Annotated in this window: 26 protein-coding genes, 2 riboswitches and 1 other annotated feature; of the genes, 4 read left to right on the plus strand and 22 right to left on the minus strand. The window is 36.2% G+C overall.

Going from position 1 to position 23,020, the window contains the following annotated elements; all coding sequences use genetic code 11:
• Window positions 1-418 precede the first annotated feature (418 nt).
• Both MHH66_RS19230 and MHH66_RS19235 read left to right on the plus strand, forming a co-directional pair.
• On the plus strand, window positions 419-1,693 hold the full coding sequence (locus tag MHH66_RS19230) for a murein hydrolase activator EnvC family protein (RefSeq protein WP_078184175.1): 1,275 nt from the start codon (window positions 419-421) through the stop codon (window positions 1,691-1,693).
• Between the two features lie 98 nt (window positions 1,694-1,791).
• Window positions 1,792-1,956, plus strand: coding sequence for a hypothetical protein (locus MHH66_RS19235; RefSeq protein WP_003188170.1), 165 nt, complete (start codon window positions 1,792-1,794; stop codon window positions 1,954-1,956).
• Between the two features lie 32 nt (window positions 1,957-1,988).
• Here MHH66_RS19235 and MHH66_RS19240 read toward each other — a convergent pair whose 3' ends face one another.
• The 12 genes from MHH66_RS19240 to MHH66_RS19295 all read right to left on the minus strand — a co-directional run bounded on the left by MHH66_RS19240 (window position 1,989) and on the right by MHH66_RS19295 (window position 12,996).
• Entirely contained in the window at window positions 1,989-3,344 is a 1,356-nt protein-coding gene (locus MHH66_RS19240) for a sodium-dependent transporter (protein WP_002186320.1), read from the minus strand.
• Between the two features lie 111 nt (window positions 3,345-3,455).
• Window positions 3,456-3,703 (minus strand) — a binding site (T-box leader).
• A gap of 61 nt (window positions 3,704-3,764) precedes the next feature.
• On the minus strand, window positions 3,765-4,382 hold the full coding sequence (locus MHH66_RS19245; protein ID WP_078184174.1) for an NAD(P)-binding protein: 618 nt from the start codon (window positions 4,380-4,382) through the stop codon (window positions 3,765-3,767).
• Window positions 4,357-5,109 (minus strand): sirohydrochlorin chelatase, encoded by a 753-nt coding sequence (locus MHH66_RS19250; protein WP_002030685.1) that lies wholly within the window; start codon window positions 5,107-5,109, stop codon window positions 4,357-4,359. Before MHH66_RS19250 ends, MHH66_RS19245 begins: the two co-directional genes overlap by 26 nt.
• 1 nt (window position 5,110) lies before the next feature.
• Window positions 5,111-5,887 (minus strand): uroporphyrinogen-III C-methyltransferase, encoded by a 777-nt coding sequence (gene cobA / locus MHH66_RS19255; protein WP_002030683.1) that lies wholly within the window; start codon window positions 5,885-5,887, stop codon window positions 5,111-5,113.
• Window positions 5,888-5,971: 84 nt separating this feature from the next.
• Entirely contained in the window at window positions 5,972-6,172 is a 201-nt protein-coding gene (locus MHH66_RS19260) for a DUF3906 family protein (RefSeq protein WP_000366913.1), read from the minus strand.
• Between the two features lie 10 nt (window positions 6,173-6,182).
• Window positions 6,183-7,805: a nitrite/sulfite reductase gene (locus tag MHH66_RS19265; RefSeq protein ID WP_078184173.1), complete on the minus strand. Its 1,623-nt coding sequence runs from the start codon at window positions 7,803-7,805 to the stop codon at window positions 6,183-6,185.
• An 11-nt stretch (window positions 7,806-7,816) separates the two neighbouring features.
• Window positions 7,817-8,410, minus strand: coding sequence for an adenylyl-sulfate kinase (gene cysC / locus MHH66_RS19270; protein WP_063219058.1), 594 nt, complete (start codon window positions 8,408-8,410; stop codon window positions 7,817-7,819).
• Between the two features lie 12 nt (window positions 8,411-8,422).
• Window positions 8,423-9,559, minus strand: a complete 1,137-nt coding sequence (gene sat, locus MHH66_RS19275) for a sulfate adenylyltransferase (protein WP_002011693.1) — start codon at window positions 9,557-9,559, stop codon at window positions 8,423-8,425.
• Window positions 9,560-9,598: 39 nt separating this feature from the next.
• On the minus strand, window positions 9,599-10,303 hold the full coding sequence (locus tag MHH66_RS19280) for a phosphoadenylyl-sulfate reductase (RefSeq protein ID WP_002011694.1): 705 nt from the start codon (window positions 10,301-10,303) through the stop codon (window positions 9,599-9,601).
• Window positions 10,304-10,390: 87 nt separating this feature from the next.
• Window positions 10,391-10,534 (minus strand): YezD family protein, encoded by a 144-nt coding sequence (locus tag MHH66_RS19285; RefSeq protein WP_000116159.1) that lies wholly within the window; start codon window positions 10,532-10,534, stop codon window positions 10,391-10,393.
• A gap of 72 nt (window positions 10,535-10,606) precedes the next feature.
• A riboswitch (SAM riboswitch) is annotated at window positions 10,607-10,715 on the minus strand.
• Window positions 10,716-10,832: 117 nt separating this feature from the next.
• Window positions 10,833-12,149: a diaminopimelate decarboxylase gene (gene lysA / locus MHH66_RS19290; protein ID WP_002126306.1), complete on the minus strand. Its 1,317-nt coding sequence runs from the start codon at window positions 12,147-12,149 to the stop codon at window positions 10,833-10,835.
• A gap of 180 nt (window positions 12,150-12,329) precedes the next feature.
• A riboswitch (Lysine riboswitch) is annotated at window positions 12,330-12,511 on the minus strand.
• An 89-nt stretch (window positions 12,512-12,600) separates the two neighbouring features.
• Entirely contained in the window at window positions 12,601-12,996 is a 396-nt protein-coding gene (locus tag MHH66_RS19295; RefSeq protein ID WP_041868037.1) for a DUF3888 domain-containing protein, read from the minus strand.
• 253 nt (window positions 12,997-13,249) lie between these two features.
• Between MHH66_RS19295 and MHH66_RS19300 the strand changes: the two genes are divergently transcribed.
• On the plus strand, window positions 13,250-15,136 hold the full coding sequence (locus MHH66_RS19300) for an LTA synthase family protein (protein WP_033708925.1): 1,887 nt from the start codon (window positions 13,250-13,252) through the stop codon (window positions 15,134-15,136).
• A gap of 182 nt (window positions 15,137-15,318) precedes the next feature.
• A complete protein-coding gene (pssA, locus tag MHH66_RS19305; RefSeq protein ID WP_002011698.1) occupies window positions 15,319-16,020 on the plus strand; it encodes a CDP-diacylglycerol--serine O-phosphatidyltransferase in 702 nt (233 codons plus the stop codon).
• Window positions 16,021-16,052: 32 nt separating this feature from the next.
• On the opposite strand, the gene MHH66_RS19310 is transcribed toward pssA, so the two are convergent.
• The 10 genes from MHH66_RS19310 to hisD form a co-directional block, all read right to left on the minus strand.
• A complete protein-coding gene (locus MHH66_RS19310; protein ID WP_078184172.1) occupies window positions 16,053-17,033 on the minus strand; it encodes an NAD(P)-dependent oxidoreductase in 981 nt (326 codons plus the stop codon).
• 135 nt (window positions 17,034-17,168) lie between these two features.
• Window positions 17,169-17,333: a YozQ family protein gene (locus tag MHH66_RS19315; protein ID WP_002030670.1), complete on the minus strand. Its 165-nt coding sequence runs from the start codon at window positions 17,331-17,333 to the stop codon at window positions 17,169-17,171.
• 68 nt (window positions 17,334-17,401) lie between these two features.
• A complete protein-coding gene (locus MHH66_RS19320) occupies window positions 17,402-18,421 on the minus strand; it encodes a histidinol phosphate phosphatase domain-containing protein (RefSeq protein WP_063219060.1) in 1,020 nt (339 codons plus the stop codon).
• 12 nt (window positions 18,422-18,433) lie between these two features.
• Window positions 18,434-18,757: a phosphoribosyl-ATP diphosphatase gene (gene hisE, locus MHH66_RS19325; protein WP_002011702.1), complete on the minus strand. Its 324-nt coding sequence runs from the start codon at window positions 18,755-18,757 to the stop codon at window positions 18,434-18,436.
• A gap of 10 nt (window positions 18,758-18,767) precedes the next feature.
• On the minus strand, window positions 18,768-19,073 hold the full coding sequence (gene hisI, locus MHH66_RS19330) for a phosphoribosyl-AMP cyclohydrolase (RefSeq protein WP_002086731.1): 306 nt from the start codon (window positions 19,071-19,073) through the stop codon (window positions 18,768-18,770).
• Window positions 19,070-19,828, minus strand: coding sequence for an imidazole glycerol phosphate synthase subunit HisF (gene hisF / locus MHH66_RS19335; protein WP_078184171.1), 759 nt, complete (start codon window positions 19,826-19,828; stop codon window positions 19,070-19,072). The genes hisI and hisF overlap by 4 nt, the downstream gene beginning before the upstream one ends.
• Window positions 19,822-20,541, minus strand: coding sequence for a 1-(5-phosphoribosyl)-5-[(5-phosphoribosylamino)methylideneamino]imidazole-4-carboxamide isomerase (gene hisA / locus MHH66_RS19340; RefSeq protein WP_078184170.1), 720 nt, complete (start codon window positions 20,539-20,541; stop codon window positions 19,822-19,824). Before hisA ends, hisF begins: the two co-directional genes overlap by 7 nt.
• Window positions 20,514-21,143, minus strand: a complete 630-nt coding sequence (gene hisH, locus MHH66_RS19345; protein WP_002149511.1) for an imidazole glycerol phosphate synthase subunit HisH — start codon at window positions 21,141-21,143, stop codon at window positions 20,514-20,516. The genes hisA and hisH overlap by 28 nt, the downstream gene beginning before the upstream one ends.
• Entirely contained in the window at window positions 21,144-21,728 is a 585-nt protein-coding gene (gene hisB, locus MHH66_RS19350) for an imidazoleglycerol-phosphate dehydratase HisB (protein WP_002030662.1), read from the minus strand.
• Window positions 21,728-23,017: a histidinol dehydrogenase gene (gene hisD / locus MHH66_RS19355; protein WP_063219064.1), complete on the minus strand. Its 1,290-nt coding sequence runs from the start codon at window positions 23,015-23,017 to the stop codon at window positions 21,728-21,730. The genes hisB and hisD overlap by 1 nt, the downstream gene beginning before the upstream one ends.
• Window positions 23,018-23,020: the final 3 nt, after the last annotated feature.

The raw sequence follows: 23,020 nt of genomic DNA on the forward strand, positions 1-23,020 counted from the left end.
ATTACATATTATTCGACAATTCACTACATTTTGTCCCTGTTAAAAATCATAAATCAAAATTTAAAATCTGACAACAAAATAAGTTTGTACGAATGCAAATAATTTTCTTGACAAAAACAAACTTCATGTCAGAAAACCTCACATGAAATCGATTCCTTACTAGTGATTGATAGGTTTTTAAAATACTGTTTCATTATGGAAAACTCCATCATTTCCCATGTTTTTTTTAAAAATATAGAAATTGATATCTTTTTCTATACATTCAAGAATTTTAAATTTATGACAAACACTACGAAAAGATACTAAATTCCGACAAAACTTAGCAAAATTATAAAATTTTCTTTACATTATGATTACAACGATAGACACTCTTCTTCTTATGATATATAACATTCATAGGGAAAGGAGCAAGACAACCATGAAAAAGAAATTTGCAGCATTTAGTGTTTTAGCAGCTGGAACGATTTTCGTTTCCCCGTTACTTTCACCCGTATACGCTGAAACGAATGAGAATAAATTATCTAATATTCAATCCGAATTAGAAGGCAAACAAAATGACTTACAAAATAAATCAGCTGAGAAAGAACAAATAGAAAAAGAAATCCAGGAATTACAAAAGAAAATCGACGAATTAACTACTTCTATTAATAAAAACGAAGCTGAATTAAACGATACAAAAAAAGAAATTAGCAACACACAGCAAGTTATTACTGAAAAAAAGAAACATATAGAGCAATTACAAACGAACATAGATACACGGCAGGAAGTTATTAAACAACGACTACAATCTATGCAAGAAAAGCCTCGTACGAGTATCATTACAGAAGTAATAACAAGTTCTGCAAATATTGCCGATCTTGTTGATAATATGTATTCTGTAAGTTTAATTTTAAATAACGATACAGATATTGTGAAAAAACAAACAAGCGATCAAAATGCTGTGACGACAGAAAAAGAAGCTGTTGAGAAAAAAGAGCAACAATTGAAAGAATCCGAGCAAAAATTAGTACAAAAACAACAAGAGTTACAAAGTAATCAGCAACAGCAACAAACTTTTATTAACGATCTACATACGAAAGTAGCAAAAGTAGATTCAGAGATTGAAGGGTTAGAAGAATCAAAAGGCATTTTAGAAAACCAGCGTCAAGCTGTTCAAAAAGCAATTGAAGAAGAAAAACGTGCAGAAGAAGCGCGTAAAGCTGAAGAGGCACGTAAGGCTGAGGAAGCAAAAAAACAAGCCGCCGCAAACGCTAAAGAAAGCACACAATCCGCACCAACACCGCAAGATACGAACAAAGGTGGATTTATTAAACCTGCCGCTGGATCGAAAACTTCAGGATTTGGTACACGTTCTTTAGATAACCATAAAGGAATCGATATCGCAGCTTCAGGAACAGTGCCAATTATTGCCGCTGCAGATGGCGTCGTTATCCGTTCAGAATTATCATCTAGTTACGGAAATGTTGTATACTTATCTCACCGTATAAACGGAAAAACATATACAACTGTATATGCACATATGAGTAGCCGTTCTGTATCTAATGGACAAACTGTAAAACAAGGCACTCAACTTGGCTTTATGGGGAACACTGGCCAATCATACGGACAACATTTACACTTCGAACTTCACCTTGGGGAATGGAATGTTGGTAAGACAAACGCAGTTGATCCGTCTCCTTATATCGGATTATAAAAAACTCGGTGCATACCGAGTTTTTTTTACTACTTCACACTTTTTAGGCGTTTTACATAAACTACAACTAAATGCCTATATTTTGCGGGGTGATAAATATGAATACACAATTACAAGAAGAAATAGAAGAAGCTAGAGAAACATACATTGGCCGGCTATTTACATTCGGCGGCTCAGCGTTATTTTTAATTGGATCATTTATCGCAGTTGTCACAGCTTATAAAGCATATAATCGCTTATTAAATACTTCTACAACACAATAAAAAGACGGAGAATCCACATCTCCGTCTTTTTATTATGCAAACATTTTAAATACGCCTATCGCATTTAAAAATACGATAATTACAGTTACCGGAATAACATAACGAAGTAAGAAGAACCAAATGTTAAATAATGTTTTCCCTTTCGTTTCCGTAACTTCTAATTCTTTCATTAATAACTCTTTACTCATTTTATTTGGTACGAATAGCGAAATGGCTAGCACTCCGAGTGGCAGTAATACATTACTTACCGAAAAATCGACGAAATCAAAGAATGTCTTACCAAATATTTTTACATCACTCATAATTCCAAACGATAACGCTGATGGAATTCCAACTGCAAAAATAAGAATACCAATTAATAACGAAGCTGACGGACGCTTCTTCTCATTATCTTTCGCAACAGATGCTACTACAATTTCAAGCATTGAAATCGCAGATGTTAAAGTCGCAAAGAAGAATAAAACTAAAAACATAATGAAGAAAAATTGTCCAAATGGAATTTTCGCAAAGACAGCAGGAAGAACGATAAACAGTAGCCCTGGTCCTTCTGTCGGTTTAACTCCTAATGCGAAAATCGCCGGAAAAATCGCTAATCCTGCAAGTACTGTAACAAATACAGTTAAACTTACAATAGATGTTGCTGATTTAGCTAAATGCTCTTCTTTCTTTAAATACGAACTATACGTTACCATTACCGAGGCACCTACCGTTAGTGAGAAGAAAGATTGTCCCATCGCATATAAAATCGTATCTGCTGTAAGCTTTGAAAAATCTGGTTTTAAGAAGAACTCTACCCCAGCCATAGCACCATCAAGTGTTAACGCACGAATAATGATAGCAATAAATAAAATGAATAATAGCGGCATCATGTACTTACTTGCCTTTTCTATGCCTTTTTCCACACCTTTACTAACAACAAAAATGGTACAAAGCATAAAAATGAATTGCGCCCCAATCGCACTTACTGGATTTGCAATTGTTTCAGCAAACAATTGCCCATAATCGACTACTCCGTTCCAGAAACTACCTGTGACACTATAGTATAAATAAAGTAAAATCCATCCACCTACAACACTATAAAAAGATAGTACGCTAAAACAAGTAACAACCCCCATACGACCAATCCAAGGATATAGCTTGCTATTTGGTACTAATACTTTATAAGCTGTAACTGCCTCTTTTTGAGTACTACGGCCAATAACAAATTCAGCTACAAGAAGAGGCATACCAATAAATAAAGTTAATAGTAAGAATACAAGGAAGAACGCGCCTCCCCCTCCATTACCTGCAACATATGGAAACTTCCATATTGCCCCAAGACCTACTGCGGCTCCCGCTGCTGCGAGTACAAAGCCTATTTTCGACGTCCATTGCTGTGTTTCTTTCATTATAATTTCTCCTTTTCTGAATATTTAAACTTTTACCAATTATACACTTTCATTTCATACTCGCACACCTCCTTTAGAAAATAAAAAAGTCCCCTACACGCAAATATGCATGTAGAGGACGATATATGTAATATAAATACCGTGGTACCACCTCAATTGGATTGATAAATCCCACTTGTTCAAGTACAGGAAAATTCCGATACTCTATCCTTTTAACGGCGGAACCCGGGTTGCCTACTGCAATGTTCAGCATACCTCTCGCAAGCCCATTCTGTATATTTTATCGTACCGGGCTCACACCTTACCCCAGCTCTCTGAACGCATCAAATATACGTACTCTTCTTGCTCATCGATTTCATCTATTGAAGTTACTTGTGATTATAAATTATATTCTTATAGTTGTAAAGCACAATTTATTCATTATCCTATATGAACCTTTCTCTCTAATTCTTGTAAAAACAATTCTCTTTTTTCTCCATTTAGAACATATACTGACTTTAATACTTCTTGTAATAGTATATTTCTCTGCCGCTTATCTACTTGTAATTCTTTCACTTTTATTCTTACTTCATATAAAAAATTAAGATACGCTTCATATGTCTCATCATATTTATTTGCGATATCGTCACGAATTTTTTTCGCCAATTTCGGGCTTGCTCCTCCTGTAGAAACAGCTACATTAAGCAAACCACGATGAAACGCCGCCGGAAAATGAACATTTCCACTTTCCGGATTCGTAATAACATTTACCAATTGATTTACCGAGACATCTTCAGCAATTCGTTCATTTAGTACCGAATCACTAGTCGCTGCAACTACTAAAAAAGCATCTTTAATATCACTTTTCTCATACTCTCTTTGATACCAACGAATTTGCTTTTCTTCTACAAGTTTCACTAAATTCGCATCTAATTCTGTACTTACCACAACTATATCCGCACCTTGTTTTAGTAAAGGAATAATTTTAAACCCCGCTACTTTCCCTCCACCAATGACAACAACACGTTTCTTATCAACTCGCACTGTAAGTGGATACATATTGATCTCCCTTCAATATTTCCTCTGTTTTCTGAATTAACATCTCTCGAAACGCTACATTCTTTCCTAAATAGGGACTTATTTTTATCTCTTCCGACTCATATTGACGCACTTCTTTCTCAACATGTTTCATGAGTAAGCCTGTAAATAATAAGTAAGGTAACACAACAATGTTCCGTTCTTTTTGTTCTACAATTTCTTTCAACCTCTCATCAAACTTCGGCTCCGCGGCTGCTAAATAACAAACTTCCACCTCTTTAATGTTCTCTTCTTTTTGAAATAAAGAAGAAATCCACTTTATGTCTTGTAAAGTTTCCGGATCACTACTCCCTCTTGCAACGAGCAAAAGTGTTACTTCTTCTTTATAGTCTTTAATACCACTTCCGTTATATACCGCTTTTACAAGCACTTCTGATACACCAAATGGATTACCATACACTATTTTGATATCCGGATATTCCTCGTTTAACTTTCGTAATTCAAACGGAATATCTTTCTTTACATGTCCTGCCGCTAATAAAAAAACAGGAATAGCGACAATCTCTGTAGCACCACGCTTCACACATGTACGAAATCCTTCTTCAATAGAAGGATTCGCTAGCTCTAAAAAACAAATTTCTTGAATATTTGCCTCTACACGGTTCATACATGACGTAATAAATGCAACCGCTTCTTCTTTTGCTGCTTTCAAACGACTTCCATGACATATATATATAACAGCCTTCATTTTACAATACTCCGCTTACTTGATATGCATTTTCCGTTTGTTTCTCAAACCAATGTATCTTTTCTCTAAAACGGACAACTTCTCCAATAACAATCATACTTGGATTTTGAATTCGTTCTTTTTTGGCAACATCTACAATTGTTCCTAACGTCGCTGTAACAGTACGCTGCATAGATGTCGTTCCCCACTCAATGATAGCGGCAGGTGTACTTTGATCTTTTCCATGTTTTATTAGTTGTTCACATATGTAAGGTAAATTACTAACCCCCATATAGACCGCTAATGTATCTACACCTTTCGCTAAACTTTCCCACTTCACTTCCTCTTCAGCCCCTTCTTTCCGGTGCCCTGTCACAACAGCAAAACTTGCACTTGCATCGCGATGCGTTACTGGAATTCCAGCATAAGCAGGAGCAGCTATACCAGCTGAAATACCAGGAATAATTTCAAATGGGATACTTTGCTTCGCTAACGCTTCAGCTTCTTCTCCACCTCTTCCAAATACAAATGGATCTCCGCCCTTAAGTCTCGTTACAACTTTTCCTTTTTTCGCATATTTAATAAGAAATGTGTTAATTGTCTCTTGCTTCATCGTGTGATAATTTGGGAGTTTCCCGCAATAAATTAAATCCGCTTCAGGCTTTGCATGAGAAAGCAATTCTTTATTCACGAGACGGTCGTACAATATAACATCAGCCTTCTCGATGCATCTCAACCCTTTAACAGTAATTAAATCCGGATCACCAGGACCCGCCCCGACGATATAAACCTTCCCCATAATCTCTCCTCATTTCTACTATAAAATGAAACTTCCACTCTTAATCATGAATGGAAGTTACTATTATTTCGTATTACATGTTCTCTACTCATGAATAACAAATGCCGCCCCTTTTCGAATCTTCTTTTTTTCAAACAAAGAAATCTCTTTCACTTCTGGTAACGGTAAAAAATGTTTTTCAAGCTCAATTTCCGCAAGCTTAAATGCCTGTTCTTCACTCTGAGCAACGACAACAATTGGAACAATACTATTTACTAATACAGCTTCAAATCGATATAAGTCCATATTGCCCCTCCTAAGATGCTATTACTTCTTCTAATACACGATTTAGTACAATTTGTAATTCTTCCACTCCAACACGTCCTACGAAATCATAAAACGTTTCGGCTAGTAATTTATTCTTTTGGAAATAACTTAAAAAGGACACGAGAACATCCGGCAAATCTTCTCCATCTATTTTCCCTTTTAACTTTTCGTTATATGCTCCTCCGTCTAATAGTGTTCCGCCCACATATATTTCAAACGCCTCAACGATTCCCTTTTCCTTCGCTTTCAGTTTTATCCCTTGCAAACCAATATCAGCAATTTGACGTTGACCACATGAGTTCGGGCATCCTACCATATGAATTCGAACTGGAACATCGAGTGCAATTTGTGTATCTAAGTACTCTGCGATTTTGCGTAATCTTTCTTTCGTTTCTACTAACGCAAGATTGCAATACTCAATGCCAGTACATGAAACCGCATGACCGATAAACGATTTCGGATTTGCTGAAATTGCTTCAAACAACGGTTCACTTAATAATCCTGCAACTTTTTCCGGCGGAACATTCGGAATAATGAAGTTTTGAGAGTTACAAGTTCGAATTTGCCCGTTTCCATATTTCTTCGCAATTCTTGCAATCTCAAACATTTCCTCTGCGTGTAAACGCCCTACTGGTACATTAAAGCCGACATACTTTAATCCTGCTTGTTTTTGATCTTGAACGCCATAAAAGTATCCTGCATTCCAGCCTTTGAGAGCACTTCCCCCTTTACTTTGCAATGGTCCTGTATACTCTATTAGTTTCTCTTTAAATTTCTCCGCACCCCAGTCAGCAACAAGAAATTTCAAACGTGCTAAATGACGCTTTTCACGATATCCAAAATCACGGAATATAGTAGCAATTGCAATCGACACTGCCTTCACTTCTTCTGGTAAAACGAATACATCTAATTCTTCCGCTAAGTACGGACGAGCTGATAATCCTCCGCCTATTTTTATATGAAACCCAACCTTTTCCTCACCATTTATTTCTTTCGTAGCAGGTGTAAACGCCACACAGTTAATCTCTGCATTTGCTGAATTATAAATGTTAGAACTAATAGACATTTTGAATTTACGTGGTAGATTAGAAAACTCTTCATTATGTTGGAAGTAATCGTATATTTCTTTAACAATCGATGTTGTATCAAATAGTTCATTCGCATCAATTCCAGCAAGTGGATTTCCTGTGATATTACGCGTAATATCACCGCATGCCCCCGCTGAAGATAAACCAACTCTAGCTAACCTCTTAAAAATATCCGGAATTTGCCCAATTTCTAACCAATGAAACTGAATCGCCTGTCTTGTCGTAATATCTAACACATCACGCCCATAATCTTCAGCAATGGAAGCCAGCACCTCTGCCTGCGCATTTGTAATAATTCCAGAAGGAATGTTGACACGCATCATAAAATAGCCCGCTTCTTTTGGTCTTTGCAAATACAATCCTGCCCATTTAAAAGCGTCCCACTCTTCTTTCGGAATAGATTCAAATCCATTCTCCGCATAGTAAGGAATATCATTAAAGATTTCTAATCCATCTTTTTCTAATTTCTTTTTCTCGGACGGATTCAATTTTTCATTATTTGCCCATACTTTTTCATAAGTCATTTTTAATCCCCCTATATAAAACTACGCTCTTGTAAGTATTTCACGATTTGTTCTGCACATTCTTCAATAGAATACTTGTGCGTTTCTACAATTAATTCTGCTTGTTTTGGTTCCTCATACGGTGAATCAACACCAGTAAACTCTTTAATATCACCTTGTCTCGCTTTTTTGTATAACCCTTTTGGATCACGTTTTTCACACTCTTCAATTGGACATTTTACAAACACTTCTATAAACTCATCTGCCGCTAATAAATCCCTAACTTGTTTTCGATCTAATTGAAATGGTGAAATGAACGCTGTAAGGACAACAGTACCTTGATCTACAAATAGCTTCGCCACTTCGCCAATACGTCTTATATTTTCCATACGATCACTTTCAGAAAAACCTAAGTCTTTATTTAAACCGTGCCGAATGTTATCCCCATCTAGCACATAATTTCCTATATTCTTTTCAAATAGTTTACGAGCAACCGCATTCGCTACTGTAGATTTACCCGAAGCTGATAAACCAGTAAACCAAACTACAAAACTGTGATGCCCATTCTTCACTCTTCTCTCATCTTTTGAAACAGAAGCTGTATGCCAAGTAATATTCGTATCCATCTCATTCTCTCCCTATTCTGTTACTACTTCTTTTTTCAAACCTTTAATTAGCACTTCCACTACTTCTTTACGACTAAATGTACTTGGCGGAATCTCACCATTCCTTAACATTTCTCGTACTTTCGTACCCGATAAAATGACACGGTCTTCTTTTCCATGCGGACATGTTTTCGTTGAAGCCATTGCTTCACATTTCGTGCAGTAAAAACTATGTTCAAAAAATAACGGCGTAATCCCTAACTCTTCTACTGTAAAATTCGTAAAGATTTCCTGCGCTTCATATGTTCCGTAATAGTCCCCTACCCCAGCATGATCACGCCCTACAATAAAGTGGGTACAACCAAAGTTCTTTCTTACTAGTGCATGAAATATCGCTTCCCTTGGTCCTGCGTAACGCATTGCTGCAGGAAATACACCTAAAAAGACACGATCTTTCGGATAATAGTTTTGAAGTAATACTTCATAGCTTTCCATCCTTACATCAGCAGGAATATCATCTGACTTCGTTTCCCCAACGAGCGGATTTAAAAAGAGACCATCTACAATTTCAAGGGCAGATTTTTGAATATACTCATGGGCACGATGTACTGGGTTTCTCGTTTGAAATCCAACTACTGTTTTCCAACCGCGTTTTTTAAATTCTTCTCTCGTTTCAATTGGATCTAAATGATAAGAAGGAAACGGATTATTTCCAAAGCGTTTTGTAAGAATAATAGCTCCTCCAACGTAAACGTTTGGTCGTTCATATAATTTTTTCACACCTGGATGTGCTTCATCCGTCGTTTTATATACAAGTAACGCTTCTTTTTCTTTATCTGGTACAAAAATATCTTCTATTTGAATAACACCATATACATTTCCGGCGTTGACAAGTTTTACTTCCTCTCCAGCCTGCAGTTTCTCGGCTACTTCTTCTGTTACCGGTAGTGTAATCGGTATACTCCATACGCTACCATTTGCTAAACGAAGCGTTTCTACTACTGAATCATAATCTCTCTTCCCTAAAAATCCTGTAAGAGGGCTATATCCTCCTGTCGCCAAAAGTTCTAAATCACTAAGTGCAATTTTGTCTATCTCGATTTCCTTTACAATGTTCGATATTTCATATGTTTCATCAATGCGGTTTACTAATTCATTTGTTGTACTCATCTTCTTATATCCCTTCTTAGCTTTATTTCAAAATCTATCTCATTGAAAGTGAAGGCCACATTCCGTCTTCATTTTCCCAGCCCATCTTCCATCTCTTGAGTTGCCACCATCACCTACAGGTAATGTACATTTCTCACACCCAATACTCGGATAGCCAACATCATGCAATGGGTTATACGGCAAACTATGTTTATATACATATCGCCAAACTTCTTTCCAAGTCCAATGAATGAGTGGACAAACTTTAATAGATTGAAAACGACGATCTTGATTTATAAACTGTGTATGCTTACGCGTTTCTGATTGTTCCCTTCTTAAGCCTGATATCCACGCTTTTTCCGCTGCTAATGATTTTTCTAACGGTAAAATTTTTCTAATACTACAGCAAAGATTCGGATTACTTTCCCATAACTTCTCTCCATGAAGCTTCGCTTGTTCATCGAGTGTAAGTTCTGGCTGTTTTTCTATAATATTTAATGAAGGAAATCTCTCGCGTACCTTCTTAATTAATTCGTATGTTTCTTGAAAATGAACATTTGTATCCAAAAATACAACTTTAGCAGATGGATTTACTTGGTTTATAAGATGCAATAAAACCATTCCCTCCACCCCAAAGCTACATGCATATACAATTTCATCTTTATATTCGTTATAAGCCCAACTTAATACTGATAGCGCGCCTTTCGTTTCATCTTCTTCAGAAAATGAAACACTATTTTCTTTCCACGTTTCGTACGTCAACATGTTTTTTCCCCCTGTAAAAGCAAAAAGACGGCTTTAACCTATTAAAAATAGATTAAAACCGCCTCTAGTTTTTCTAGTCAGCGCTTTTTACTTTAAACGAACCTTTTCACTTTTTTCTAATTGAATCACTTTTCCATCTTGCACAACAATTGTAATGGAACCATATTTCATATCAGCAAGCATCGCTTGAATTTTCTCAGATACTTCATCAAAATGCTCCCGTACGCTCACGCAAACAGCCCCCCTTTTTATTCATAAAAAAAATCTTTCCCATTTCGAAAAGACTGTTCGGTAATATATTTTACCTTATCTTTCAAAATGGATTCCATTTTGCTGGATTTAGCACCTTGCTTTCTATAAGCAGGTTGCCGAGCTTCGTAGGGCCAGTTCCCTCCGCTTCTCTTGATAAGCTTTGTATTTGTATTTTATCACAATTCTGATTTTTTTCAATCCTAGTTTTCCGATATATTTAATTATTTTTATTTTTTTAAAAGGAGCTGCCTTTACTAGACAACTCCTTCTTTCTCATTCACACCAGCTCTTTAATACGTATGCGATCGTTCCCAATGATATTTTCATATGTTTCACGTTCTACGACAATTTGTGACGTCCCGCCTTTTGCAAAGACGACAGCTGGTCTACGAATACGATTATAATTATTCGCCATCGAGTACCCATATGCCCCCGTGCAAGAAATTGCTAGTAAATCAGAAGAAGCAACTTGCGGTAAGTTAATATCCCAAATCAGCATATCTCCACTTTCACAGCATTTCCCAGCAATCGAAACGAGTTCCTCATTCTCATCATTCCCTCGATTCGCCAACATCGCCTCATAACGGGCTCCGTATAGCGCTGGTCTTAAATTATCTGTCATTCCACCATCGACTGAAACATATTTCCGAATGCCAGGAATCTCTTTCACCGCTCCGACTGTATAAAGTGTTGTTCCAGCATCACCTACAATACTACGACCTGGTTCAATCCATATTTCTGGAAGCGGATATTCACATAATGTAAATTGTTCTCTTATCGTACTTGTTACAGCGTGCACATACGTTTCAAGTGTTAACGGTGTATCTGAATCCGTATAACGTATACCGAAACCTCCGCCCACATTTAATACTTTCATCACATAATGTGTTCGCTCTCTCACTTCTTCTAAAAATTGGCGGAGTACTTCAATTGCTCGAACAAATCCAGCCGTTTCAAATATTTGTGATCCGATGTGCGAGTGAATTCCTAGCACATTATAATTTGATTTTTGCAAGGCAAGCTCAATTGCTTGCATCGCTTGACCATTTGAAACACCAAATCCAAATTTCGAATCCTCTTGACCTGTTGTTATATATTCGTGTGTATGTGCCTCTACTCCAGGCGTTACACGGATTAATATGTTCACAAATTTCCCATGTTGCATTGCTAAATCATGTAAGATTTCTAATTCTAAGAAATTATCTACTACAAAACAACCGATATTCGCCTGAAGAGCCATAATCATTTCTTCTTCTGTTTTATTATTTCCGTGAAAATGAATACGCGATGCCGGAAAACCAGCTTGGAGCGCAGTATATAATTCTCCTCCAGAAACAACATCTAAAGACATATTCTCTTCACGAGCTACTCGGCACATCTCCATGCACAAGAACGCCTTGCTTGCATATGCTACTTGATAAGAGAAACCACTTTCTTTAAAAGCACGATGAAACGCGCGGCACTTTCCTCGAATAGACTCTTCATCGTATACATAAAGTGGTGTTCCGTATTGTTTTGCTAGCTGCGTCGTATCGCACCCACCAATTTCTAAGTGTCCTTGCCCATTGATTCGGCTTGTGCCGTGTAAATACATTTGAATTCCTCCCTTATTTCCTCTAAAACTCATAACCCCAATCTTCTATTCATTGCAGCACGCTTTTAGATAGACAAAAAACGCGCGGAACAATGTTCACACGCGTTTCTTATTAGGAAAAATATATATTGAAAAAATAAACGAGTTGTTATCTCCTCAAAATAAGAAACCGCATCAACATCTCCAAATAGCTCTTCATAAAATAAATCTTATGACAGTACTACATTTATTCAATGCAGTCCCAATATATGAATAAGATGGTTATTCTTATATTTCGGCAATAGTCCCTTTCAACCTATGATCACAGATTCCATTAAATCTCCCATAGCTTACTCTTTCCTATCGCGGCCTCTACCTTTGAGAGTAGATGAGGTAAGTCTATTTAATTTTCAAACATCTAATTGTTGCTATTAACAATACCAAAGGACCATTTTATTTGTCAAACAATTTTTTATATTGTTTTTTTACAGTTTAATTTCGTATCATTTGGTAAGCGCTTTACTGAAACCTTTGTCACTTCCCATTCGCCCTCTTCGTTATTAAATGTAATCGTTACCTTCTCAAATGGTGGAACAATTTTCCCACCAACCTGTTCATACTTCGTTACTTCAATACTCGCTTGAAATAAATATGTACCACTATACACTTTTTTTAAACTAATAATTTTAGGACATTGATAAGGCTTCAAGCTCCCATATTGTTTTTCAATTGACTTATTTATTTTTGGAAATAAAACAGAATAAAGGGCATCTTCCATAAGGGGTGCATCATATTGTGCTACCGACACACTCGGTGAAGCAAAAAGTATAACACTACTGCATACTATAAAATATAATAATTTTCGCATTATAACCTCCGTTTTATTACTCGATTCTTTTTGCGCACGATAATTATCATACATAGAAACTCCGTTTTATTGTCTCCCACTGCCCTTTTTCTACTCAATTATTATAAAAAAGCCCACAACTCTCTTTTATTTTCGTATAATGATACTCATAGTATAATAAACATAATAACAAAGGACTGTTCGTATATATAAAATGAGGCGCTAATCAAACCGGCTCACAAGAACCGTCATGCTTTTAGGAGAGGAGTATATTATGCTACAAAATCTGTTTCCAAAACTGCGATTTGCACTAGTTGCAGTCGTTTTATTATGGATAAAAACATATATTGTGTACAAGCTAGCATTTGATATTAGAATTGATAACTTCTTTGAAGAGTTTATGCTTTTTATTAACCCACTAGCTTCGTTACTTTTATTTTTTGGTTTCGCTTTACTTGCATCTAAGTACCGAAACCGAATTATTATTGTAATTAGTTTTATACTGTCATTTATTTTATTTGGAAATGCAATGTTTTACGGGTTCTATAACGATTTTGTTACTTTCCCTGTTTTATTCCAAACAAATAATATGGCTGACTTAGGGACGAGTATAAAAGAACTCTTTACGTATAAAACATTACTTTTATTTGCAGACGCAATTATTTTAATGTTTATTTTGCGTAAATTCCCATCATTTGGTGATAAAACACCCCTTTCTCGCTCTGAGAAGCGAACTTTCTTTAGCGGTGTAACAGTATTATTAGCACTACAAATTGTTGTTTCAGTTATATATAAACCACAAATGTTCTCACGCTCATTTGATCGTCAAACTGTCGTGAAAAATTTAGGGTTATACACATATCATCTATTTGATATTACACTTCAATCTAAGTCTTCAGCTGAGCGTGTATTTGCAAGTGGAGACGGGTTCTCTGAAATTAAAAACTATACAGACTCAAAAGATAAACAAGTTGATAAAAACTTATTTGGAGCTGCAAAGGGTAAAAATGTAATTTTAATTTCAATGGAATCTACACAAAGTTTTGTTATTAATAAAAAAATAAATGGAAAAGAGATTACTCCATTTTTAAATGAGTTTATTAAAGATAGTTTTTATTTCGATAACTTCTATCATCAAACGGGACAAGGTAAAACTTCTGATGCTGAATTTATCGTTGAAAATTCCCTTTATCCGTTAGACCGTGGTTCTGTATTCTTTACTCATGCAACAAATGAATACACTGCCACACCAGAACAATTAAAGAAATACGGATATTCTTCTGCTGTCTTCCATTCAAACGATAAAACGTTTTGGAATCGTGACGTAATGTATCCTGCGCTTGGATATGATCGTTACTTTAATTTAAATGATTACGTAGGAACGGAACAAATGTCTGTCGGTTGGGGATTAAAAGATAAAGAGTTCTTTGAGCAATCTATTCCAAAGTTAAAATCTTTACCACAACCGTTCTATACAAAATTTATTACGTTAACAAACCATTTTCCATTTCTTCTAAATCCAGAAGATCAATATGTTGATGAATTTAATTCCGAAAGTGGTGTTTTAAATCGCTACTTCCCAACCGTTCGTTACACAGATGAAGCTCTTAAATTATTTATTAAACAATTGAAAGACGAAGGACTATATGATAATTCCGTTATTGTCATTTATGGTGATCATTACGGCATTTCTGAAAACCATAATGCAGCTATGGCTCAGTTCCTTGGGAAAGACGCTATTACACCGTTTGATTCTATGCAATTACAACGCGTCCCTCTCATTATTCATGTGCCTGGCCAAGAAGGAAAAGTCATCTCTAAAGTATCTGGTCAAATTGATATTAAACCAACGTTACTTCATTTACTTGGTATTAAAACAAATCAATCCGTAGAATTTGGAACAGACTTATTTACGAAAGAAAAAGACCCTCTTATGGTAATGCGGGACGGCAGTTTTGTTTCGGAAGATTATGTTTATACAAAAAATATGTGCTATAAAAGAAGCACAGGTGAAGAAGCTGATTTAACACTATGTCAGCCTTATATTGAAAAAGCAAAAACAGAATTAAAATTATCCGACAAACTCATTTATGGAGATTTATTACGATTTGATCCTAACAATCGATATAAAACCGGAACGATGACAACGAAATTTGAATAGTGTAGGAAGCAACTTCACAAAAGTTGCTTCCTTTTTTTACTTATTTTTCAAATTTCTCTTCTATACAATCTTTCACAAATTGGGAATTTTTTTCGTATGAGAAAGAAATTTATGGTATGATAAAATAAGTAAACTTTCATACACTAATTAAGAATTTATAACAGAAAGCAAGGGATCAGATTTTGTATAGAGCAGCTATTCCAAACTTATTTACGCTCGGTAATTTATATAGCGGATTTTTGTCAATCGGCTATGCATCTTTAGGCTATTATAAATCAGCTGCTATTTTAGTACTGATCGGGATGATGTTAGATAGTCTTGATGGTCGTGTCGCTCGTTTATTACGCGTTGATTCACAAATGGGAAAAGAGCTTGATTCACTCGCGGATGTTGTAACATTTGGCGCAGCACCTGCTGTTTTAATGTATTACACATCTTTTTCCAACTATGGAATCATTGGACTATACATAGCGGGATTATTCCCTCTGTTCGGAGCATATCGCTTAGCACGATTTAATGTAACACCATCTTCTACTTCTATGAAATATTTCACTGGAGTTCCGATTACTGCAGCAGGAGGGCTTGTTGCTTTCTTAACATTATTTTCACATACCATTCCAAAAATCGTTCTCATTACCGTATTTGTAACGTTCGCATTTTTAATGGTGAGCCGTGTTCGTATCCCAAGTTTAAAAGATGTACCAATTCCACGATATAGCATAATTATTACACTATTTTTAGTTGGAATTATTATCACAATGTACCAAACAAGTTTTGGCAACATTTCTGTTTTCTTATTCATTGCTATTCCACTATACATTTTGTATATGTTATCTCAATTTATTAGACAAAGACCTTCTAAAAAAGCGAATAAAGAAAAATAAAAAAACCTTCCGTATTTCGGAAGGTTTCTTTTTTATTTTGTAACTAATACTTTTTGATTTACAGGTGTTACAGGTTTTTCACCATTTAATACAGCTAAAATATTTCTTACTGCCATTTCAGCCATTGCATCACGTGTTTCGAATGTTGCATTTCCTACGTGAGGAGCAAGCACCACATTCTTTAATCCTTTTAGCTCTTCTGTAATTTTCGGTTCAAATTCAAACACGTCAAGAGCTGCACCTTCAATTTCATTCGTTTTTAGTGCATGAGCAAGTGCAAATTCATGCATAATTGGTCCACGTGAAGCATTTACAATATATGCTGTTTTCTTCATCATTTTAAACTGTTCTTCATCAATCATATGATGTAATTTCGGATTATAAGCACAGTTAATTGTAATAAAGTCCGCTGTTTGTAATAATTCTTCCAACGTTACGTATGTCGCTTCCAGTTCACTTTCAGCTTCAGGCTTTCGATTTGGTCCTGTATATAAAACATTCATTCCAAATGCTCTCGCACGCTTTGCAACTGCCTTCCCAATTTCTCCGAGGCCAATGATTCCAATTGTCTTACCGTGCACTTCACGACCCAAGAAAAATAATGGTGCCCAGCCGTTAAATCCAGTTGTACGACATAACGTATCCCCTTCAGGAATTCTACGTGCCGCTGCTAAAAGCAGTGCAAACGTTAATTCTGCTGTTGCCTCTGTAGATACTTTCGGCGTATTTGTAACAGCAATACCCTTTTCTCCAGCATATGTGTAATCAATATTATCGTAACCAGCACCATAATTTGCGATAATTTTCAAGTTTGGTGCTGCGTCAATAACCTCTTTCGATACCTTCGTAGAAAGTAAGCTTAAAAGTGCATCTTTATCTTTTGCACGTTCTGCTAACTCTTCTACACTAATTAATTCTTCTTTATTGTACATTTCTACATCATGATTTTTCAATAATTCTAATCCGATTTCTGGAATTTTCCCTGCTACTAATATTTTCGCCACTACTAACACCTCTTCTATACAAAATATGATATCTCTTATATTTCATTGTAAGAAATCTACATATAAAAACCAAGGAATTTGATTATAGTTTTGAAAATCGACACTTTTCCATAAAAAAAGAGGAGATGCAACTCTCCCCTCTTTTTACGCTTTTTCTTGCGATTCTTTCCCAAGCTTCGCATCGATTGTTCCTTCTGCAACTGTATCGCTAATTTGTTCCTCAATAACTGAGTTAGCAGTATTATTTGTTTCAGAAGTATAGGCTTGATCTGCCGCTTGTACGTTTTGTTTATTTTGTTGTTTCGCCATTTTTTATCCTCCTTTTCATTCTTTCTTATTTTGAACAAAAAGGGTGATTTTCATCAAAAAATCGTGTTTCATTTTGAAATTATTCCTTCTTCTTCAAGCAATCTCATCGTTCTTACTCGTTTCGTAAATGTAGCTATGTGAGAAATATCATGATTGCGTAATGTCTTTATATTCTCTTCCACATACTTTCCTAAATCATTCGGATAATGGGCATCTGAGGATAGAGTAATCGGAACTCCATGCTTAGCTAATACTTGTAAATAAAGCGGACTTGGGCACATTTCGCGCACAGGATATCGATAGTACAATCCCGCATTTATTTCTGTTGCTGTATTTGTTTCCACTAACGCACGAGCAATTTCCTTATAATAAGAAAGCTGTTCACTCTCATCTAACCGGTAATTAAATACTTTTATGTTATCGAGGTGAGCTATAATATCAAAAAGATCGGAACGAACAGCACTTTCAACTGTAGCGAAAAACGTGTGATATAAAGTATGTAACTCATGCGTACCAAAATACTCTTTCGTATCTGGATTATCAAATCCCCATCCATCTATAAAATGGACCGAACCGATTACATAATCAAAGTCTCCTAATGCTAGTAAACCTTTTAACTCTTGTTCACCCCCGATAAAATAATCCGCTTCAATTCCAAGTTTGAGCGTTATCCCTCGTTTACTCCATCGCTCTTTTGCCTCTTCAATCGCCTTTGTAAAATCATAAATAGACGTTACTCTTACTTGATCTAACCATTCTTTTTGCAGGCGACCAAGCTTAGAATCACTAATATCTACATACTTTTCATAATATCCTTTCGCTTCATGAAAACGATATAAATGATCGACAATGCCAACTTCTTTTATACCTTTTCGCTCAGCTTCTTCTAAATATAAATCAATCCATTTCGCTGTAAATGGACCTTCCTTCACACGTCTTTGCAGGCGTTCTTGTGTTTTCATAAGCCATTCCATAGAATGTTTTTCTTCTTTAAGCGGTTCAAAATATTGTAGCGCATCATTTATTTTAGCTAGCCACCCTATTGAATATGGCCCTTCTTCTAAATGAATGTGATAGTCCACTTTCATCCATATTCCCCCTTATAATGTATCTATTTCTCTTCTGTCCCCTACTCGCGAAAGCTTTCCATTTCTTTCTTTCACTTCTTGCATGACATCTTCTAATGGAATATTTTTTTCGGCTAATAGAACAAAACAGTGATAGAACACATCAACCATTTCTTTTACTATTTCTTCTTTATCATTATTTTTAGACGCAATAATTACTTCGGTGCACTCCTCACCAATTTTCTTTAAAATTTTATCTTCACCTTTTGAAAATAAATAATTCGTATATGATTCAGAGAGTGGATTTTTCTTTCGTTCTTCAATTGTTTCAAATAATAACTTAAGGATATCTTCCATATGTATCCCCCTATATAATTTTGTAGTGAAAACACGTTTTTTCTCCCGTATGGCAAGCAGGCCCTACTTGCTTTACAACAACAACGATTGCATCTTGATCACAGTCTAAATAAAGTGATTGCACATATTGGACATTTCCCGATGTACCTCCTTTATTCCATAACGATTGTCTCGAACGGGAATAAAACCATGTTCTTTTCGTTTCCAGCGTCTTGTCATACGCTTCTTCATTCATATAAGCTAACATTAAAACTTCTTTCGTATCTTCCTCGATAACAACAGCTGGTATCAATCCTTTTGCAAAATTAGGTTTCATAACCGCACCTCAACGTTTGCTTCTCTTAATTTTCTCTTTACATCTTGTACAGTCGCTTCACCATAATGAAAGATTGATGCCGCTAATGCTGCATCAACTGTTGTCTTTTGAAATACTTCTATAATGTGATCCACATGACCACATCCACCTGATGCAATTACTGGAACAGAAACGCTGTTTGAAATTGCTCCTGTTAAACGAAGATCATATCCATTTTTTGTTCCATCTGCCTCCATACTCGTCAGTAAAATTTCTCCTGCCCCGAGCTTAACAACGCGCTTTGCCCATTCGATTGCATCCATCCCTGTATCGACTCTTCCGCCGTTCACGTATACATTCCATTTATCTTCCTCTACTTTTCTAGCATCAATTGCTACGACAATACATTGTGAGCCAAAATGTTCCGCACCTTCCTGGATTAACTTCGGATTTCTCACTGCCGCTGAGTTTATTGAAACTTTATCTGCTCCAACTCTTAGTAAATTGTACATATCTTTAACACTTGAAATCCCCCCGCCAACTGTGAGAGGTATGAATACTTTTGAAGCAGTTTTTTCTACAACATCTATAATCGTTTTTCGCCCTTCATGCGTCGCAGTAATGTCTAAAAATACGATTTCATCTGCTCCCGCATCATTATATAATGCGGCTATTTCAACAGGATCACCGACGTCTTGTAACCCTATAAAATTCACACCCTTTACTACCCGCCCTCCTTTCACATCTAGACATGGAATAATTCGTTTTGCTAACATAGTTTTGTTACCTGTAACACTTTTTCTAAATCAATCGTTTTCTCGTAAAGTGCCTTCCCAATAATGACGCCATATATGTTCATATCATTTAATCTTTTCACATCTTGAATAGATGCGACACCTCCAGATGCAATCACACGAATACCCACGCTTTTTTGCAGTAACTCTAATTGCTCAAAATTTGGTCCTGCAAGTGTCCCATCTTTTGAAATGTCCGTAAACACAATCGTTTGAACACCTACAATTTCCATTTGCTTCGCTAAATCGATGTACGAAATTTCAGACACATCTAACCAGCCCCTCGTTGCTACGAAACCATTTTTCGCATCAATTCCAACTATGATTTGCTCCTTATATAGACGAACCGCTTCTTCTAAAAATGATTTATCGTAAAGGGCAGCCGTTCCTAATATCACTTTTTCTACACCTACTGACAACAACTTCTCCACTGCCGCGAGTGACCGAACTCCTCCTCCAATTTGCACCGGAATACGTACCGCCTTGCATATTTTTTCAATGACAGGTAAATTTACTGACTCCCCAACAATTGCTCCATCTAAATCAACAACGTGTAGTATTTTCGCTCCAAGTTTTTCAAATATGATTGCTTGTGCGACTGGATCTTCATTCATCACCGTTTCTTTACTAAACTCTCCTTGATAAAGCCTGACGCATCGTCCTTCTTTTATATCGATAGCTGGGAAGATTTCCATGCTTCTACCACCCCTTTGAAATTTTTTAACATTCGCATCCCAATTTCCCCACTTTTTTCAGGATGAAACTGTGCGCCAAATATATTTCCTTTTGCTACAAAACCAGGTACTTTCACTCCATATTCACTTGCCCCATACACAATTTCATTCGGACAATCTGCATAATAAGAGTGGACATAATATACGAAAGAACCGTCCTCTACTCCATTCCAAAGCGATATTTCTCCTTCTTTTTTTAATTCATTCCACCCCATATGTGGAATTTTATAAGGAACTTTTAACTTTCGAATAACACCTGGCAATAAATTTAATCCGTTACAATTTTGTAATTCCTCACTTCTTTCAAATAAAAGCTGCATTCCTAAGCAAATACCCAGAAGCGGTTTTCCTAAACTCCCAACTTCTTTTAGCACACATACTAAATCTTTTTCTTCTAAAACGCCCATCGCTTTCGGAAATGTGCCTACTCCTGGTAAAATAACTCCATCACTTCTCAATATTTCTTTTTTATCATCCGTTATGATGTACTCTGTTCCAATATATTTTAATGCTTGTTCCACACTACGAATATTTCCCATTCCATAATCTATAATTGCAATCAATTACAACATCCCTTTCGTTGAATTTACACCATTAATATTGGCATTTTTATCGACTGCCTCTCTAAGCGCTCGACCGAACGCTTTAAATAAAGCTTCAATTTTGTGATGTGTATTGCTTCCGTATAAAATGCGAGCATGTAACGTAATATTTGCAGCATGAGCAACTGCTCTAAAAAATTCTTCCGTTAATTCTGTGTCAAAATCCCCTAGCTTCGGATTTGTTAATTCACCTTGAAATACAATATATGAGCGCCCGCTTATATCAATCGCGACAAATCCTAAAGATTCATCCATCGGTACATACGCTGAGCCGTAACGGTTAATCCCCTCTTTATTTTGCAATGATTCTTTCAAGCAAGTTCCGAGTACAATTCCAACATCTTCAACCGTATGATGAGCATCAACGAATACATCACCTTCAGCTTCAATTTGCAAACCAAATCTTCCGTGTCTAGCAAATAAAGTTAGCATATGATCAAAAAATCCAACTCCTGTTTGCACAGAAACATTCGTACTTTCATCAAGTTGCAAACTTAATTTAATTTTTGTTTCCGTCGTCTCACGTACTTGACTAGACTCGCGCATTATTCTTCCTCCTTAAACCTAATTTGGATTGCTCTTGCGTGTGCATGTAAACCTTCTTTATTTGCAAGTTCTACAATATGATGCTGTACACTTCTTAACGCTTCTTCCGTATACGAAACGAAGCTTGATTTTTTTACGAAATCATCGACGGATAACGGAGAAAAAAATCTTGCCGTTCCACTTGTCGGTAATACGTGATTCGGCCCCGCCAAATAATCTCCAAGCGGTTCAGGTGCATATGGACCAAGAAAAATTGATCCAGCATGCTTTACATAAGATAGAGCATTCATTGGCTCTTTTATGTGTAACTCTAAATGTTCTGGAGCGATTTCATTTGATAAATGAAACGCCTCTTCTAAAGAAGGGACAATAAAAATTGCTCCATTTCTTTTTATGGATTCACGAGCGATTTCACTTCTAGGCAACGTCTCTAGCTGCCTTTCTATTTCTCTTTCTACTTCTTTAGCAAGCTTTATATTTGTTGTAATACAAATAGCTGTTGCCCTCTCGTCATGTTCTGCCTGTGATAATAAATCAGCAGCAATATATTCGGCATTTCCTGTTTCATCTGCGATAACTACAATTTCTGATGGTCCAGCAATCATATCGATATTGACTATCCCATATACTTCTCGCTTCGCTAGCGCGACATATAAATTCCCTGGTCCAACTATTTTATCTACTTTAGGAATCGATTCCGTTCCATATGCTAGAGCAGCAATTACTTGAGCACCACCGGCCATATATATTTCATCTACACCTGCAAGACTTGCAGCAGCTAAAATATGCGGATCAATTCCTCCTTGCTTCGGCGGTGTTACCATTACAATTTTTTTCACTCCTGCGAGTTTTGCTGGCAATACATTCATTAATACTGATGAAGGATACGAAGCAGTCCCGCCCGGCACATATACACCTACATTTTCTAACGGACGAATAAGCTGCCCTCTAATTACCCCTTCACTCACGCAATCAAACATAGATTGTCTTTTTTGCTTTTCATGATACGAGATAATATTTTTCTTCGCCTCTTTTAACGCTTCTAAAAAAGCTTGTTCTACAAACTTACTTGCTTGTTTTATTTCTTCCTCACTTACACGAAAATCTTTTGTCTCTACACCATCAAACTTTTTTGTATAGAACGATAAAGCCTCATCTTTACTCTTCCTTACGTTTTGAACAATTTCACTTACACTTCTTTGAACAGTTTCTTCTATTATATTAGCGCTTTCTCGTAGCGATTTTATTTTCGATAAAGCCTCTTGGAAATCTTCAAAAACTATCTCCATTTA

Source organism: Bacillus sp. FSL H8-0492, from assembly GCF_038006145.1.
Taxonomy (GTDB): Bacteria; Bacillota; Bacilli; order Bacillales; family Bacillaceae_G; genus Bacillus_A; species Bacillus_A mycoides.

What these genes read in the sequence shown, in the direction of transcription:
- MHH66_RS19230 (WP_078184175.1), top strand. Translation starts at nt 419, where the DNA reads ATGAAAAAGAAATTTGCAGCATTTAGTGTTTTAGCAGCTGGAACGATT.
- MHH66_RS19235 (WP_003188170.1), top strand. Translation starts at nt 1,792, where the DNA reads ATGAATACACAATTACAAGAAGAAATAGAAGAAGCTAGAGAAACATAC.
- MHH66_RS19240 (WP_002186320.1), bottom strand. Translation starts at nt 3,344, where the DNA reads ATGAAAGAAACACAGCAATGGACGTCGAAAATAGGCTTTGTACTCGCA.
- MHH66_RS19245 (WP_078184174.1), bottom strand. Translation starts at nt 4,382, where the DNA reads ATGTATCCACTTACAGTGCGAGTTGATAAGAAACGTGTTGTTGTCATT.
- MHH66_RS19250 (WP_002030685.1), bottom strand. Translation starts at nt 5,109, where the DNA reads ATGAAGGCTGTTATATATATATGTCATGGAAGTCGTTTGAAAGCAGCA.
- cobA (WP_002030683.1), bottom strand. Translation starts at nt 5,887, where the DNA reads ATGGGGAAGGTTTATATCGTCGGGGCGGGTCCTGGTGATCCGGATTTA.
- MHH66_RS19260 (WP_000366913.1), bottom strand. Translation starts at nt 6,172, where the DNA reads ATGGACTTATATCGATTTGAAGCTGTATTAGTAAATAGTATTGTTCCA.
- MHH66_RS19265 (WP_078184173.1), bottom strand. Translation starts at nt 7,805, where the DNA reads ATGACTTATGAAAAAGTATGGGCAAATAATGAAAAATTGAATCCGTCC.
- cysC (WP_063219058.1), bottom strand. Translation starts at nt 8,410, where the DNA reads ATGGATACGAATATTACTTGGCATACAGCTTCTGTTTCAAAAGATGAG.
- sat (WP_002011693.1), bottom strand. Translation starts at nt 9,559, where the DNA reads ATGAGTACAACAAATGAATTAGTAAACCGCATTGATGAAACATATGAA.
- MHH66_RS19280 (WP_002011694.1), bottom strand. Translation starts at nt 10,303, where the DNA reads ATGTTGACGTACGAAACGTGGAAAGAAAATAGTGTTTCATTTTCTGAA.
- lysA (WP_002126306.1), bottom strand. Translation starts at nt 12,149, where the DNA reads ATGTATTTACACGGCACAAGCCGAATCAATGGGCAAGGACACTTAGAA.
- MHH66_RS19295 (WP_041868037.1), bottom strand. Translation starts at nt 12,996, where the DNA reads ATGCGAAAATTATTATATTTTATAGTATGCAGTAGTGTTATACTTTTT.
- MHH66_RS19300 (WP_033708925.1), top strand. Translation starts at nt 13,250, where the DNA reads ATGCTACAAAATCTGTTTCCAAAACTGCGATTTGCACTAGTTGCAGTC.
- MHH66_RS19315 (WP_002030670.1), bottom strand. Translation starts at nt 17,333, where the DNA reads ATGGCGAAACAACAAAATAAACAAAACGTACAAGCGGCAGATCAAGCC.
- MHH66_RS19320 (WP_063219060.1), bottom strand. Translation starts at nt 18,421, where the DNA reads ATGAAAGTGGACTATCACATTCATTTAGAAGAAGGGCCATATTCAATA.
- hisE (WP_002011702.1), bottom strand. Translation starts at nt 18,757, where the DNA reads ATGGAAGATATCCTTAAGTTATTATTTGAAACAATTGAAGAACGAAAG.
- hisI (WP_002086731.1), bottom strand. Translation starts at nt 19,073, where the DNA reads ATGAAACCTAATTTTGCAAAAGGATTGATACCAGCTGTTGTTATCGAG.
- hisF (WP_078184171.1), bottom strand. Translation starts at nt 19,828, where the DNA reads ATGTTAGCAAAACGAATTATTCCATGTCTAGATGTGAAAGGAGGGCGG.
- hisA (WP_078184170.1), bottom strand. Translation starts at nt 20,541, where the DNA reads ATGGAAATCTTCCCAGCTATCGATATAAAAGAAGGACGATGCGTCAGG.
- hisB (WP_002030662.1), bottom strand. Translation starts at nt 21,728, where the DNA reads ATGCGCGAGTCTAGTCAAGTACGTGAGACGACGGAAACAAAAATTAAA.
- hisD (WP_063219064.1), bottom strand. Translation starts at nt 23,017, where the DNA reads ATGGAGATAGTTTTTGAAGATTTCCAAGAGGCTTTATCGAAAATAAAA.